At 59.7% G+C, this 13132-nt stretch carries 16 protein-coding genes; 10 read left to right on the top strand and 6 right to left on the bottom strand.

Features of this window, described 5'->3' with window-relative positions:
- Nucleotides 1-91: 91 nt before the first annotated feature.
- Genes lptB through ACQRBV_RS04555 form a run of 5 tightly spaced genes read right to left on the bottom strand, consistent with a single transcriptional unit; the run spans nucleotide 92 to nucleotide 3417 of the window.
- Entirely contained in the window at nucleotides 92-817 is a 726-nt protein-coding gene (gene lptB / locus ACQRBV_RS04575) for an LPS export ABC transporter ATP-binding protein (RefSeq protein WP_003171806.1), read from the bottom strand.
- Entirely contained in the window at nucleotides 817-1350 is a 534-nt protein-coding gene (lptA, locus tag ACQRBV_RS04570; RefSeq protein ID WP_060754948.1) for a lipopolysaccharide transport periplasmic protein LptA, read from the bottom strand. The genes lptB and lptA overlap by 1 nt, the downstream gene beginning before the upstream one ends.
- Nucleotides 1337-1909: an LPS export ABC transporter periplasmic protein LptC gene (gene lptC, locus ACQRBV_RS04565; RefSeq protein WP_060754949.1), complete on the bottom strand. Its 573-nt coding sequence runs from the start codon at nucleotides 1907-1909 to the stop codon at nucleotides 1337-1339. Before lptC ends, lptA begins: the two co-directional genes overlap by 14 nt.
- Before the next feature lie 8 nt (nucleotides 1910-1917).
- The gene (locus tag ACQRBV_RS04560; RefSeq protein ID WP_411985271.1) at nucleotides 1918-2442 is read right to left on the bottom strand and encodes a KdsC family phosphatase; all 525 of its coding nucleotides are present in this window, start codon (nucleotides 2440-2442) and stop codon (nucleotides 1918-1920) included.
- On the bottom strand, nucleotides 2443-3417 hold the full coding sequence (locus tag ACQRBV_RS04555; protein ID WP_244697551.1) for a KpsF/GutQ family sugar-phosphate isomerase: 975 nt from the start codon (nucleotides 3415-3417) through the stop codon (nucleotides 2443-2445).
- Nucleotides 3418-3715: 298 nt separating this feature from the next.
- Between ACQRBV_RS04555 and ACQRBV_RS04550 the strand changes: the two genes are divergently transcribed.
- The 10 genes from ACQRBV_RS04550 to hisC all read left to right on the top strand — a co-directional run bounded on the left by ACQRBV_RS04550 (nucleotide 3716) and on the right by hisC (nucleotide 11742).
- Nucleotides 3716-4525, top strand: a complete 810-nt coding sequence (locus ACQRBV_RS04550) for an ATP-binding cassette domain-containing protein (protein WP_003171811.1) — start codon at nucleotides 3716-3718, stop codon at nucleotides 4523-4525.
- Nucleotides 4525-5322, top strand: coding sequence for a lipid asymmetry maintenance ABC transporter permease subunit MlaE (gene mlaE / locus ACQRBV_RS04545; protein WP_060754952.1), 798 nt, complete (start codon nucleotides 4525-4527; stop codon nucleotides 5320-5322). Before ACQRBV_RS04550 ends, mlaE begins: the two co-directional genes overlap by 1 nt.
- A complete protein-coding gene (gene mlaD, locus ACQRBV_RS04540; protein ID WP_010170575.1) occupies nucleotides 5322-5789 on the top strand; it encodes an outer membrane lipid asymmetry maintenance protein MlaD in 468 nt (155 codons plus the stop codon). Before mlaE ends, mlaD begins: the two co-directional genes overlap by 1 nt.
- Before the next feature lie 11 nt (nucleotides 5790-5800).
- On the top strand, nucleotides 5801-6448 hold the full coding sequence (locus ACQRBV_RS04535; protein WP_090366737.1) for an MlaC/ttg2D family ABC transporter substrate-binding protein: 648 nt from the start codon (nucleotides 5801-5803) through the stop codon (nucleotides 6446-6448).
- Entirely contained in the window at nucleotides 6445-6750 is a 306-nt protein-coding gene (locus ACQRBV_RS04530; RefSeq protein ID WP_411985272.1) for an STAS domain-containing protein, read from the top strand. The genes ACQRBV_RS04535 and ACQRBV_RS04530 overlap by 4 nt, the downstream gene beginning before the upstream one ends.
- Before the next feature lie 114 nt (nucleotides 6751-6864).
- On the top strand, nucleotides 6865-7104 hold the full coding sequence (locus tag ACQRBV_RS04525) for a BolA family protein (protein WP_060754955.1): 240 nt from the start codon (nucleotides 6865-6867) through the stop codon (nucleotides 7102-7104).
- A gap of 23 nt (nucleotides 7105-7127) precedes the next feature.
- Complete coding sequence (gene murA / locus ACQRBV_RS04520) at nucleotides 7128-8393, top strand: UDP-N-acetylglucosamine 1-carboxyvinyltransferase (RefSeq protein ID WP_060754956.1); 1266 nt, start codon at nucleotides 7128-7130, stop codon at nucleotides 8391-8393.
- A gap of 213 nt (nucleotides 8394-8606) precedes the next feature.
- Nucleotides 8607-9242, top strand: coding sequence for an ATP phosphoribosyltransferase (hisG, locus tag ACQRBV_RS04515; protein WP_003188599.1), 636 nt, complete (start codon nucleotides 8607-8609; stop codon nucleotides 9240-9242).
- Between the two features lie 127 nt (nucleotides 9243-9369).
- Complete coding sequence (gene hisD, locus ACQRBV_RS04510) at nucleotides 9370-10686, top strand: histidinol dehydrogenase (RefSeq protein ID WP_060754957.1); 1317 nt, start codon at nucleotides 9370-9372, stop codon at nucleotides 10684-10686.
- Nucleotides 10687-10689: 3 nt separating this feature from the next.
- A complete protein-coding gene (gene hisC / locus ACQRBV_RS04505; RefSeq protein WP_090366730.1) occupies nucleotides 10690-11742 on the top strand; it encodes a histidinol-phosphate transaminase in 1053 nt (350 codons plus the stop codon).
- A 115-nt stretch (nucleotides 11743-11857) separates the two neighbouring features.
- On the opposite strand, the gene ACQRBV_RS04500 is transcribed toward hisC, so the two are convergent.
- Nucleotides 11858-13132, bottom strand: coding sequence for a uracil-xanthine permease family protein (locus tag ACQRBV_RS04500; protein WP_060754959.1), 1275 nt, complete (start codon nucleotides 13130-13132; stop codon nucleotides 11858-11860).

Here is a 13132-nt window from a genome sequence, read left to right as displayed (position 1 = left end):
GGGGCTTTGCCTAGAGCGCGGTAACAATAAAAAGCCTGAGGTTTTTATTGACTACCGCGCGCATTGGCCAATAGCCGTGACACCGCGGTGTTTACAGGCGGAACTCGTGGCCCAGGTACACTTCCTTGACCAGTTCGTTGGCCAGGATGGTCGCGGAGTCACCTTCGGCGATCAGTTGGCCATCGTTGACGATATAGGCGGTTTCACAGATATCCAGCGTCTCGCGAACGTTGTGATCGGTGATCAGTACGCCGATGCCCTTGGCCTTGAGGTGGTGGATGATCTGTTTGATGTCGCCAACCGAGATCGGGTCGACGCCGGCAAACGGTTCGTCCAGCAGGATGAACTTCGGTGCGGTGGCCAGGGCGCGGGCGATCTCCACTCGGCGACGCTCACCACCGGACAGGCTCATGCCGAGGTTGTCGCGAATGTGGTTGATGTGGAATTCCTGCAGCAGGCTTTCCAGCTCTTTGCGGCGGCCATCACGGTCGAGTTCCTTGCGGGTCTCCAGAATCGCCATGATGTTGTCGGCCACCGACAGTTTGCGGAAGATCGACGCTTCCTGCGGAAGATAGCCGATGCCAGCCCGAGCACGACCGTGCATGGGCTGGTGGCTGACATCCAGGTCGTCGATCAGCACGCGACCCTGATCCGCCTGGACCAGGCCGACGATCATATAGAAGCAAGTGGTCTTGCCGGCACCGTTGGGGCCGAGCAAACCGACGATCTGGCCACTGTCGATCGACAAGCTGACGTCGCGCACGACCTGACGGCTTTTATAGGCCTTGGCCAGATGCTGGGCTTTCAGGGTTGCCATTACTCGGCCTTCTTCTTCGGCTGGATAACCATGTCGACACGCGGACGAGGTGCGCTGACCTTGTTGCCATTGGCGCGACCGGCGTTGGCGATCTGTTTCACGGTGTCATAGGTGATTTTTTCACCTTCCGTGGAGTTGCCGTCGGTGCTGATCACTTTGGCCTGGTCGATCAAAATGATGCGGTTTTGCTGGGCGTGGTACTGGATGGTCTTGCCGTAGCCCTTCATCGGTCCCGGATCGGTCGCGGCTTGCTTCTGCTCGAAGTAAGCCAGGTTGCCCACCGAGGTCACCACGTCGATGTCGCCAGCGGGGGTGCGAGTGAGCGTCACCGTGTTGCCGGTGATTTTCATCGAGCCCTGGGTAATGATCACATCGCCCGTGTAGGTAGCAATGCCTTTCTTGTCGTCCAATTGGGCATCGTTGGCCTGAATATGGATCGGTTGGTTGCTATCGGTCGGCAGGGCCCAGGCGCTCACGCTTCCCAGTGCTGCGCCCAGACCGAGCAAAATAGGGAGGGTTTTAACGAGCCTCATACTGTCCTCTTACGTTCGATAGCAGGTGTATCCTGCTTTCTTTCAAATACGCTTTCATTCCCTTGCCAGTCGATACACCGCCAGCGCCGTCGATTCTAACGTCTTGCTCGGTCTGCGCATATTGCTGTTGTGGGAATACGGTCATGCGACTGCTGGTGATGATGGTGTCGCGCTTCTGTTCGTCGGTGCGCGCAATGCGCACCGAGTCGATCAACTCTACCTGGGTGCCGTCCGGGTTGACTTCGCCGCGCAGGCTCGTGACATGCCAAGGGAACTCGGTGCCACGGTACAGGTTCATGTCCGGGTTGGTCAGCAAAGTGACCTCGGACGCTTTCAAATGTTCGACCTTGTCCGCCGTCATCTCGTACTGCACCTTGCCGTCGGGCAGGAACTGCACGCTGTAGGCGTTGGTTGCGTAATAGTCGATAGCGCCTGCATCAACCTGCACGACAGGTTTGTCGAGGAAGCGCTCCGGGCTGATATTCCAGTAGCCCACCGCCAGGAAGATCGCGGCGATGACTCCGAATAACAGGAAGTTGCGAATCTTTTTGCTCAGCATAAAACGCTCTATAGGTAGGCGGCGTGGGCCGCTTCAAGACTGCCCTGGGCGCGCAGGATCAATTCGCAGAACTCGCGGGCGGCACCTTCACCGCCACGGGCAGTGGTGACGCCATGCGCGTGTTCACGCACAAAGGCTGCGGCGTTCGCGACGGCCATGCCCAGGCCTACCCGGCGAATGACCGGCAGGTCGGGCAGGTCATCGCCCAAGTAGGCGACCTGCTCATAGCTTAGGTTGAGTTGGCCAAGAAGCTCGTCCAGAACCACCAGTTTATCCTCACGGCCCTGATAGAGGTGAGGAATCCCCAGGTTTTGTGCGCGGCGTTCCACAACGGGTGTCTTTCGACCGCTGATAATCCCGGTTTGCACGCCCGCGGCCATCAACATTTTGATGCCTTGGCCATCAAGCGTGTTGAAAGTCTTGAATTCGCTGCCATCCTCGAGGAAATACAGGCGGCCATCGGTCAGCACGCCATCGACGTCGAAAATCGCCAGTTTGATGTTCTTGCCGCGTTGCAGCAGGTCGTCGGTCATTTACATCACTCCCGCACGCAGTAAGTCGTGCATGTTCAACGCGCCAATCGGGCGGTCGTCGCTGTCGACTACCACCAGCGCGCCGATCTTGTGGTCTTCCATGATCTTCAGGGCTTCGGCCGCGAGCATTTCCGGGCGGGCCGTCTTGCCGTGGGGCGTCATCACCGCATCGATGGTTGCAGTGTGGATATCAATGGTACGGTCCAGGGTTCGGCGAAGGTCGCCGTCGGTGAAGACTCCGGCCAGGCGTCCGTCGGTCTCCAGGATCACGGTCATGCCCAGGCCCTTGCGGGTCATCTCCATCAACGCGTCCTTGAGCAACGTGCCGCGTTGGACGTGGGGCAGTTCATCGCCGGCATGCATGACGTTTTCCACCTTCAGCAGCAGGCGACGGCCCAGGGCGCCGCCCGGGTGGGAGAACGCGAAGTCTTCAGCGGTAAAGCCGCGAGCCTCCAGCAGCGCTACGGCCAGGGCGTCGCCCATGACCAGGGCCGCGGTGGTCGAAGAGGTGGGAGCCAGGTTCAGTGGGCAGGCTTCATGGGCCACATGCACGTTCAAGTTGACTTCGGCAGCCTTGGCCAGCGTCGATTCCGGGTTGCCGGTGAGGCTGATCATCTTGATGCCCAGGCGCTTGATCAGCGGCAGCAAGGTCACGATTTCGTTGGTGGTGCCGGAGTTTGACAGCGCCAGGATGATGTCATCCTTGGTGATCATGCCCATGTCGCCATGGCTGGCTTCGGCCGGATGTACAAAAAACGCGGTGGTGCCGGTGCTTGCCAGTGTGGCGGCAATCTTGTTGCCGACATGGCCGGATTTGCCCATGCCGACCACGACAACGCGGCCCTTACTGGCCAGGATCATCTCGCAGGCACGCACGAAATCCGCGTCGATATGGGCCAGTAAACCTTCTACGGCTTCCAGTTCGAGGCGAATGGTACGTTGTGCGGATTCAATGAGGTCGCTGGATTGGCTCATGTCTGAAGTCGTATAGCCTGACGAAAAGTCGGCGATTATAGCGGTAATGATCAATTCCCTCACGCAAGTTCGTCAGGCTTTATTCGCTGAGCGCTTGAGATTCGTGCTCAGCAACGTTTTTTCCCTGTCGTGAATCTGAACAAGCGCTGTTCCGGCCTTGGGGGCGCTGTACCAGCAGTGATATAGTTCGCCGCCAGTTCGGTCCGCTCAGCCCATGTGGATAATTATTGCGCAGGCGTTGCTAACGAAAGTCGCATACCGGGTGTCTGAGTGAAAGGCTGCATCCCAAGGAGATTAGATGAGTGCCGATAACGCCTACGCGGTCGAGCTGAAGGGCCTTACCTTCAAGCGCGGGACGCGCAGCATCTTCAATAACGTCGATATTCGCATTCCCCGTGGCAAGGTCACGGGAATCATGGGGCCTTCCGGCTGTGGCAAAACCACCTTGTTGCGCCTGATGGGCATGCAATTGCGCCCCAGTGCCGGTGAAGTGTGGGTCAATGGCCAGAACCTGCCGACGCTGTCGCGCAGCGATCTGTTCGATGCGCGCAAGCACATGGGGGTGCTGTTCCAGAGCGGCGCGCTGTTTACCGACCTCGATGTTTTCGAAAACGTAGCGTTTCCGCTGCGGGTGCATACCCAGCTGTCCGACGAGATGATCCGTGACATCGTGTTGTTGAAACTGCAGGCCGTTGGCCTTCGTGGTGCCATCGACCTGATGCCCGACGAGTTGTCCGGCGGCATGAAACGCCGTGTCGCCCTTGCGCGGGCTATTGCCCTCGACCCACAGATCCTCATGTATGACGAGCCTTTCGTCGGCCAGGACCCCATCGCCATGGGCGTGCTGGTACGCCTGATCCGCTTGCTCAATGATGCGCTGGGGATCACCAGCATCGTGGTGTCCCACGATCTGGCCGAGACCGCGAGCATCGCTGACTACCTCTATGTAGTGGGTGATGGCCAGGTGCTGGGGCAGGGTACGCCGGAGGAGCTGATGAATGCCGATAACCCGCGTATCCGCCAGTTCATGACCGGCGATCCCGATGGCCCGGTGCCTTTTCACTTTCCGGCAGCGGACTACCGCTCAGATCTTCTGGGGAAGCGCTGATGCGCAAGACATCTCTTATCGAGAAGGTTCGCCTTTTCGGCCGCTCAGGCATCGACATCGTCGAAGTGCTGGGTCGCTCGACTATTTTCCTGTTTCACGCCTTGCTCGGTCGCGGCGGCATCGGCGGCGGCTTTGGGTTGCTGGTCAAGCAGCTGCATGCGGTCGGCGTGATGTCCCTGGTGATCATCGTCGTCTCGGGCGTATTCATCGGCATGGTGCTGGCGTTGCAGGGCTTCAATATTCTTTCCAGCTACGGTTCGGAGCAGGCGGTAGGGCAGATGGTCGCCCTGACGCTGCTGCGTGAGCTTGGTCCGGTGGTCACCGCGTTGCTGTTCGCCGGGCGCGCCGGTTCGGCGCTGACCGCCGAGATCGGCAACATGAAGTCCACCGAGCAACTGTCCAGCCTGGAAATGATCGGCGTAGACCCGCTCAAATACATTGTTGCCCCGCGCCTATGGGCCGGCTTCATTTCCCTTCCATTGCTGGCGATGATTTTCAGCGTGGTGGGTATCTGGGGCGGTTCTTGGGTGGCGGTGGACTGGCTGGGGGTCTATGACGGCTCCTACTGGGCCAACATGCAAAACAGCGTGACGTTCAGTGGCGATGTGCTCAACGGCATCATCAAGAGTATCGTTTTCGCCTTTGTAGTGACCTGGATCGCCGTATTCCAAGGCTACGACTGTGAACCCACCTCAGAAGGGATCAGTCGCGCCACGACCAAGACCGTTGTGTACGCCTCGCTGGCCGTACTGGGCCTTGACTTCATTTTGACCGCCTTGATGTTTGGAGATTTCTGATGCAAAACCGCACTGTGGAAATCGGTGTCGGCCTTTTCTTGCTGGCTGGCATCCTGGCTTTACTGTTGCTGGCGCTGCGCGTCAGCGGCCTTTCGGCCAGCCCCACCGCCGATACTTATAAACTTTACGCTTACTTTGACAATATCGCCGGTTTGACGGTCAGAGCTAAAGTGACCATGGCCGGTGTGACCATCGGCAAGGTCACGGCAATCGATCTGGATCGCGACAGCTTCACCGGTCGAGTGACCATGCAAGTGGATAAGAAGGTAGATAATCTGCCGACGGACTCCACTGCATCTATCCTCACTGCGGGTCTGCTGGGCGAAAAATACATCGGTATCAGCGTGGGCGGGGAAACAGCCCTGCTCAAGGATGGTTCGACAATCCACGACACACAGTCGTCGTTGGTGCTTGAAGACCTGATCGGTAAATTCCTGCTCAATACGGTCAATAAAGACGCCAAATGAGGAACCTGTTCATGATCTCTACCTTGCGACGCGGCCTGCTGGTACTGCTTGCAGCGCTGCCGCTGATGGCCAACGCGGCAGGTTCTGCGCACGATCTGGTGCAGGACACGACCAACAAGATGCTGGCTGACTTGAAAGCCAACAAAGAGCAATACAAACAAGACCCAAGCCAGTTCTACAACGCCCTGAACACTATTGTCGGGCCTGTGGTTGACGCCGAAGGCATTTCCAGAAGCATCATGACGGTCAAGTATTCGCGCAAGGCAACCCCAGCGCAGATGCAGACCTTCCAGGAAAACTTCAAGAGGGGCCTGTTCCAGTTCTACGGCAATGCGCTGCTTGAGTACAACAATCAGGGCATTACCGTTGCTCCGGCCGGCGATGAGTCGGGCGACCGCACCAGCGTGAACATGAGCGTCAAAGGCAACAACGGCGCCGTCTACCCTGTTCAGTACACGCTGGAGAAGGTCAACGGCGAGTGGAAGCTGCGCAACGTGATCATCAACGGCATCAATATCGGCAAGCTGTTCCGTGACCAGTTCGCCGATGCCATGCAGCGCAACGGCAACGACCTGGACAAGACCATCAATGGTTGGGCGGGTGAAGTGGCCAAGGCCAAGGAAGCTTCCGATAAAGAAGCTGGGAAGTCCGCACAATGACCGAGTCGGCTGTTCGTCTTGGCGATGCCGGCGAGCTGCTGCTCAGCGGCGTGCTGGACTACCGCACCGGGCCTGCGCTGCGCAAGCAGGGCCAGGCGTTGATCAAGTCCAGCACCGCGCCCGCTTTGGTGCTCGATTGCTCGGCAGTGACCAAGTCCAGCAGCGTCGGCTTGTCGTTGTTGCTGTGCTTCATGCGGGATGCCGAGGCTGCGAAAAAGCCTGTGAGTATCCGCGCGTTGCCCGAAGATATGCGTGAAATTGCCCAGGTCAGTGGCCTGACCGAGCTGTTGGCGCGTCCTTAATAGCTATTATCAAGAAAGCCCCCCGTCAGAGTCCTGCTATGCGGGGTTCGCAGGCGCGGGGCTTTTTTGTATGATGTGCGACCCGTGCGCACTGGGCGCCGATAGAGGTTGAGCATGCAGGCCCTAGAAGTTAAGAGCTTCCTTGAAGGAAAGCTGCCGGAAACGATCGTAGAAGTTGAAGGCGAAGGCTGCAATTTCCAGCTGAACGTGATTAGCGATGAACTGGCGGCATTGAGCCCGGTCAAGCGTCAACAGCAGATCTATGCCCATTTGAACCCGTGGATCACCGATGGCAGCATCCACGCGGTCACTATGAAATTTTTCAGCCGCGCGGCCTGGTCCGAGCGCACCTGAGCCCCCAAGGCGTCGAGATTCTTATGGATAAATTGATTATTACCGGTGGTGCCCGCCTTGATGGCGAGATTCGCATTTCCGGTGCGAAAAACTCCGCCTTGCCGATCCTGGCAGCGACCCTGCTGTGCGATGGCCCGGTGACTGTGGCCAACCTGCCGCACCTGCACGACATCACCACCATGATCGAACTGTTCGGTCGCATGGGTATCGAGCCGGTCATCGACGAGAAACTGGCGGTCGAAATCGACCCGCGCACCATCAAGACCCTGGTTGCCCCGTATGAATTGGTGAAAACCATGCGTGCGTCGATCCTGGTACTGGGCCCGATGGTTGCCCGTTTCGGCGAAGCCGAAGTGGCCCTGCCTGGCGGTTGTGCCATCGGTTCGCGCCCGGTTGACCTGCACATCCGTGGCCTTGAAGCCATGGGCGCGATCATCGACGTCGAAGGTGGCTACATCAAGGCCAAGGCGCCGGAAGGCGGCTTGCGTGGCGCCAACTTCTTCTTCGATACCGTCAGTGTGACCGGTACCGAGAACATCATGATGGCCGCTGCCCTGGCCAATGGCCGCAGCGTCCTGCAAAACGCCGCGCGTGAGCCGGAAGTGGTCGACCTGGCGAATTTCCTGATCGCCATGGGTGCCAACATCAGCGGCGCCGGCACCGACACCATTACCATCGACGGTGTAAAGCGTCTGCACTCGGCCACCTACAAAGTGATGCCGGACCGTATCGAAACCGGCACCTACCTGGTTGCCGCCGCCGTGACCGGTGGCCGCGTGAAGGTCAAGGACACCGATCCGACCATCCTCGAAGCCGTCCTGGAAAAACTCAAGGAAGCCGGTGCTGAAATCACCACCGGTGAAGACTGGATCGAGCTGGACATGCACGGCAAGCGAGCCAAAGCCGTTAACTTGCGCACTGCTCCTTACCCGGCGTTCCCGACTGACATGCAAGCGCAGTTCATCTCCTTGAACGCAATTGCCGAAGGCACGGGCGCCGTGATCGAGACCATCTTCGAAAACCGCTTCATGCACGTGTATGAGCTGCACCGCATGGGTGCCAAGATCCAGGTCGAGGGCAACACCGCTATCGTTACCGGCATCGATGAGCTCAAGGGCGCGCCGGTGATGGCGACCGACCTGCGTGCTTCGGCCAGCCTGGTGATTTCTGCACTGTGCGCCAAAGGCGACACCCTGATCGACCGCATCTACCACATAGACCGTGGCTACGAGTGCATCGAAGAGAAGCTGCAGATGCTCGGTGCGAAGATCCGCCGCGTACCGGGCTAGTCCGCTATCACTGTAGTGAGCGGGCTTGCCCCGCGCTGGGCTGCGAAGCGGCCCTAAAAATCTTGGGAGCGCTGCGCACTCCAGCGCGGGGCAAGCCCGCTCACTACAATGAAGTTTGCCGTTATTTCAAGTCGAGGCTGTAATGGCCTCGATCTGTGTCTGGCGCCGTTTGCGCCCGGACAGCAATAGCCTGATGAAGGACTGACGTTTCCCATGTTGACCATCGCACTGTCCAAGGGCCGCATCCTTGACGACACTTTGCCGCTTCTGGCTGAAGCGGGCATCGTGCCGACCGAGAATCCGGACAAGAGCCGCAAGCTGATCATCCCCACGACCCAGGACGACGTTCGCCTGTTGATCGTGCGGGCTACCGACGTGCCGACCTATGTTGAACATGGCGCGGCCGACCTCGGTGTCGCCGGTAAAGACGTGCTGATGGAATACGGCGGCCAGGGCCTGTACGAGCCGTTGGACCTGCGTATTGCCCTGTGCAAGCTGATGACTGCCGGTCGTGTCGGTGACGTCGAACCCAAGGGCCGCCTGCGGGTTGCCACCAAGTTCGTCAACGTTGCCAAGCGCTACTACGCCGAGCAGGGTCGTCAGGTCGACATCATCAAGCTCTACGGTTCGATGGAGTTGGCGCCGCTGATTGGCCTGGCCGACAAGATCATCGACGTCGTCGACACCGGCAACACCCTGCGTGCTAACGGCCTGGAACCCCAGGATTTCATTGCTGACATCAGCTCCCGCCTGATCGTCAACAAAGCTTCCATGAAAATGCAACACGCCCGTATTCAGGCGTTGATCGACACCCTGCGCAAGGCAGTGGAGTCTCGACACCGCGGTTGACCTACCCGCGCGGCCTTAGGTCGCGCCCGTCTATCCGCCTCATAGCCAGAATTCTCAGGTGCCCAAGCGGATCGACTGCTAACTTTCGGCGCCTGAGCATTTTTGCCAATCCTATGAGGCCCTCGCTATGACCACGTCCACTGCAATTGCCCGACTCAATGCTGCCGACCCGGATTTCGCCCATCATCTGGATCATCTGCTGAGCTGGGAAAGCGTGTCCGACGACTCGGTCAACCAGCGAGTACTCGACATCATCAAGGCTGTGCGCGAGCGCGGTGACGCAGCGCTGGTGGACTTCACCCGCCAATTCGACGGCCTGGACGTCCAGTCCATGGCCGACCTGATCCTGCCCCGCGAACGCCTGGAACTGGCCCTGACGCGCATCACTGCAACCCAGCGCGAAGCTCTGGAAGTCGCGGCGGCGCGGGTGCGCAGCTACCACGAAAAGCAGAAACAGGACTCGTGGAGCTATACCGAAGCCGATGGCACCGTGCTGGGCCAGAAGGTCACGCCGCTGGACCGCGCTGGCCTATACGTGCCGGGCGGTAAAGCCTCGTACCCGTCATCGGTGTTGATGAACGCGATCCCGGCCAAAGTGGCTGGCGTGACCGAAGTGGTCATGGTGGTGCCCACCCCGCGCGGCGAAATCAACGAGTTGGTGCTGGCGGCGGCGTGCATCGCGGGTGTTGATCGCGTGTTCACCATTGGCGGCGCCCAAGCCGTTGCGGCCTTGGCCTACGGCACCGAAAGCGTGCCGAAGGTCGATAAGGTGGTGGGGCCGGGCAACATCTACGTGGCCACCGCCAAGCGTCATGTGTTCGGCCAGGTGGGGATCGACATGATCGCCGGTCCTTCGGAAATCCTCGTGGTGTGCGACGGCCACACCGACCCGGACTGGATCGCCATGGACCTGTTCTCCCAGGCTGAGCACGACGAAGACGCCCAGGCTATTCTGGTCAGCCCGGACGCCGAGTTCCTCGACAAGGTCGCCGCCAGTATCGATAAGCTGCTGCCGACCATGGAGCGCGCCGAGATCATCGAGAAGTCGATCAACGGCCGGGGCGCGCTGATTCTGGCTCGCGACATGGAGCAAGCCATCGAAGTGGCCAACCGCATCGCGCCGGAACACCTGGAATTGTCCGTGGCCGACCCGCAGGCCTGGCTGCCGTCGATTCGGCACGCCGGAGCGATCTTCATGGGCCGCCACACCAGCGAAGCCCTGGGCGACTACTGTGCAGGCCCTAACCACGTGCTGCCGACTTCCGGCACCGCGCGTTTCTCGTCGCCGCTGGGGGTGTATGACTTCCAGAAGCGTTCGTCGATCATCTTCTGTTCGCCGCAGGGCGCCTCCGAGTTGGGCAAGACCGCCTCGGTGCTGGCCCGTGGTGAATCGCTGAGTGCGCACGCGCGCAGCGCCGAATATCGCATCCTCAAGGGAGAGTAAGGCATGAGCAAATTCTGGAGCCCTTTCGTCAAGGACCTGGTGCCTTACGTGCCCGGCGAGCAACCCAAGTTGACCAAGCTGGTCAAGCTCAACACCAATGAAAACCCCTATGGTCCCTCGCCCAAGGCACTGGCGGCCATGCAGGCCGAGTTGAATGACAATCTGCGCCTGTACCCGGACCCCAACAGCGACCTGCTCAAGCAGGCTGTGGCCAAGTATTACGGGGTCGACGCCGGCAAGGTATTCCTCGGCAATGGTTCCGATGAAGTCCTGGCACACATCTTCCACGGTCTGTTCCAGCACGACTTGCCGCTGCTGTTTCCAGACATCAGCTACAGCTTTTATCCGGTGTACTGCGGCCTGTACGGCATCAAGTCCGACCCGGTGCCGTTGGACGAGCAGTTCCAGATTCGTGTGGCCGATTACGCCAAGCCTAACGGCGGGATCATTTTCCCCAACCCGAACGCGCCGACCGGCTGCGTGATGGCATTGCAGGCAGTCGAGCAGATGCTCAAGGCCAGCCCGGATTCGGTGGTGGTGGTCGATGAAGCCTATATCGACTTCGGTGGCCAAACCGCTATCAGCCTGGTGGACCGCTACCCGAATCTGCTGGTGACCCAGACCCTGTCCAAATCGCGCTCACTGGCCGGTTTGCGGGTGGGCCTGGCCGTAGGCCACCCGGACCTGATCGAGGCGCTGGAGCGGGTCAAGAACAGCTTCAACTCCTACCCGCTGGATCGCCTGGCGATTGTCGGCGCGACGGCAGCGTTCGAGGACCGTGAGTACTTCGAGAAAACGTGCAAGCAAGTGATCGACAGTCGCAACACACTGGTCGCACAACTGGAAGGCAAAGGCTTTGAAGTGTTGCCGTCGGCAGCCAACTTCATCTTTGCCCGCCACCCTCGGCACGACGCAGCCGGCCTGGCGGCCAAGTTGCGTGAGCGGGGTGTGATCGTACGGCACTTCAAGCAGGAGCGGATTGCCCAGTTCCTGCGGATCAGCATCGGCACGCCTGAGCAGAACCAGGCGCTGGTCGATGGGCTCGGCGAGCTCTAAGCGACACTGGAGATCAAAAAATGTGGGAGGGGGCTTGCTCCCGATGGCAGTAGATCAGTCAATCATGTATCGACTGACACTCCGCCATCGGGAGCAAGCCCCCTCCCACATTTTGTTAGATCAACGGCTTGTCAGACTGCTTGTTCTTCCAGCCATCATTACCCGGCAGCAGCAGGTTCAAACCAATCGCCACCACCGCGCACAGGGCGATGCCCTTGAGGCCGAAATCATCCGGGCCAGTGCCGGTGCCTACCAGTACACCGCCGATACCGAACACCAGGGTCACGGACACAATCACCAGGTTGCGTGCCTCACCCAGGTCGATCTTGTGGCGGATCAGCGTGTTCATCCCCACTGCGGCAATCGAGCCGAACAGCAGGCATAGAATGCCGCCCATCACGGGTACCGGAATGCTTTGCAGCAATGCGCCGAACTTACCGATAAATGCCAGGCTGATAGCAAAGATTGCGGCCCAGGTCATGATTTTAGGGTTGTAGTTCTTGGTCAGCATCACCGCGCCGGTCACTTCGGCGTAGGTGGTATTCGGCGGGCCACCAAACAGGCCGGCGGCCGTGGTGGCGATCCCGTCACCCAGCAAAGTACGGTGCAGGCCCGGTTTCTTCAGGTAGTCACGACCGGTCACGCTGCCCACCGCAATCACACCACCGATATGTTCGATCGCCGGGGCCAGGGCTACCGGCACGATAAACAGAATCGCCTGCCAGTTGAATTCCGGCGCGGTGAAGTGGGGCAGGGCGAACCAGGGGGCGGCGGCGATCTTCGCCGTATCGACCACGCCAAAGTAGAACGACATGGCGAAACCCACCAGTACCCCGGAGATGATCGGCACCAGGCGGAAAATACCCTTGCCGAACACCGCCACGATCAAGGTGGTCAGCAAGGCCGGCATCGAGATCATCATGGCGGTCTGGTAATGAATCAGCTCGCTGCCATCACCGGCTTTACCCATTGCCATATTGGCGGCAATCGGCGCCATGGCCAGGCCGATGGAGATAATCACCGGGCCGATGACCACTGGCGGCAGCAACCGGTCAATGAACCCTGTGCCCTTGATCTTCACCGCCAGGCCCAGGAAGGTATAAACGAAACCGGCCGCCATCACGCCGCCCATGGTCGCTGCCAGGCCGAACTGGCCCTTGGCGAGAATGATCGGAGTGATGAACGCGAAGCTCGATGCCAGGAACACCGGCACCTGCCGCCCCGTCACCACCTGGAACAACAGCGTCCCCAGGCCGGCAGTGAACAGCGCGACGTTTGGATCCAGACCTGTGATCAGCGGCATCAACACCAGCGCGCCAAATGCCACGAAGAGCATTTGTGCGCCAGACAGGATCTGGCGCCAAAGCGGGTCGTTGAATTCATCCTGCAT

The sequence above is a fragment of the Pseudomonas sp. R11F genome, assembly GCF_050312575.1.
Classification (GTDB): domain Bacteria; phylum Pseudomonadota; class Gammaproteobacteria; order Pseudomonadales; family Pseudomonadaceae; genus Aquipseudomonas; species Aquipseudomonas palleroniana.
This window is presented reverse-complemented; position numbering and strand designations above follow the sequence as displayed.

What these genes read in the sequence shown, in the direction of transcription:
- ACQRBV_RS04525 (WP_060754955.1), top strand. Translation starts at nt 6,865, where the DNA reads ATGCAGGCCCTAGAAGTTAAGAGCTTCCTTGAAGGAAAGCTGCCGGAA.
- ACQRBV_RS04560 (WP_411985271.1), bottom strand. Translation starts at nt 2,442, where the DNA reads ATGACCGACGACCTGCTGCAACGCGGCAAGAACATCAAACTGGCGATT.
- mlaD (WP_010170575.1), top strand. Translation starts at nt 5,322, where the DNA reads ATGCAAAACCGCACTGTGGAAATCGGTGTCGGCCTTTTCTTGCTGGCT.
- ACQRBV_RS04535 (WP_090366737.1), top strand. Translation starts at nt 5,801, where the DNA reads ATGATCTCTACCTTGCGACGCGGCCTGCTGGTACTGCTTGCAGCGCTG.
- lptB (WP_003171806.1), bottom strand. Translation starts at nt 817, where the DNA reads ATGGCAACCCTGAAAGCCCAGCATCTGGCCAAGGCCTATAAAAGCCGT.
- murA (WP_060754956.1), top strand. Translation starts at nt 7,128, where the DNA reads ATGGATAAATTGATTATTACCGGTGGTGCCCGCCTTGATGGCGAGATT.
- lptC (WP_060754949.1), bottom strand. Translation starts at nt 1,909, where the DNA reads ATGCTGAGCAAAAAGATTCGCAACTTCCTGTTATTCGGAGTCATCGCC.
- ACQRBV_RS04530 (WP_411985272.1), top strand. Translation starts at nt 6,445, where the DNA reads ATGACCGAGTCGGCTGTTCGTCTTGGCGATGCCGGCGAGCTGCTGCTC.
- ACQRBV_RS04555 (WP_244697551.1), bottom strand. Translation starts at nt 3,417, where the DNA reads ATGAGCCAATCCAGCGACCTCATTGAATCCGCACAACGTACCATTCGC.
- ACQRBV_RS04500 (WP_060754959.1), bottom strand. Translation starts at nt 13,132, where the DNA reads ATGCAGGATGAATTCAACGACCCGCTTTGGCGCCAGATCCTGTCTGGC.
- hisG (WP_003188599.1), top strand. Translation starts at nt 8,607, where the DNA reads ATGTTGACCATCGCACTGTCCAAGGGCCGCATCCTTGACGACACTTTG.
- lptA (WP_060754948.1), bottom strand. Translation starts at nt 1,350, where the DNA reads ATGAGGCTCGTTAAAACCCTCCCTATTTTGCTCGGTCTGGGCGCAGCA.
- hisC (WP_090366730.1), top strand. Translation starts at nt 10,690, where the DNA reads ATGAGCAAATTCTGGAGCCCTTTCGTCAAGGACCTGGTGCCTTACGTG.
- mlaE (WP_060754952.1), top strand. Translation starts at nt 4,525, where the DNA reads ATGCGCAAGACATCTCTTATCGAGAAGGTTCGCCTTTTCGGCCGCTCA.
- ACQRBV_RS04550 (WP_003171811.1), top strand. Translation starts at nt 3,716, where the DNA reads ATGAGTGCCGATAACGCCTACGCGGTCGAGCTGAAGGGCCTTACCTTC.
- hisD (WP_060754957.1), top strand. Translation starts at nt 9,370, where the DNA reads ATGACCACGTCCACTGCAATTGCCCGACTCAATGCTGCCGACCCGGAT.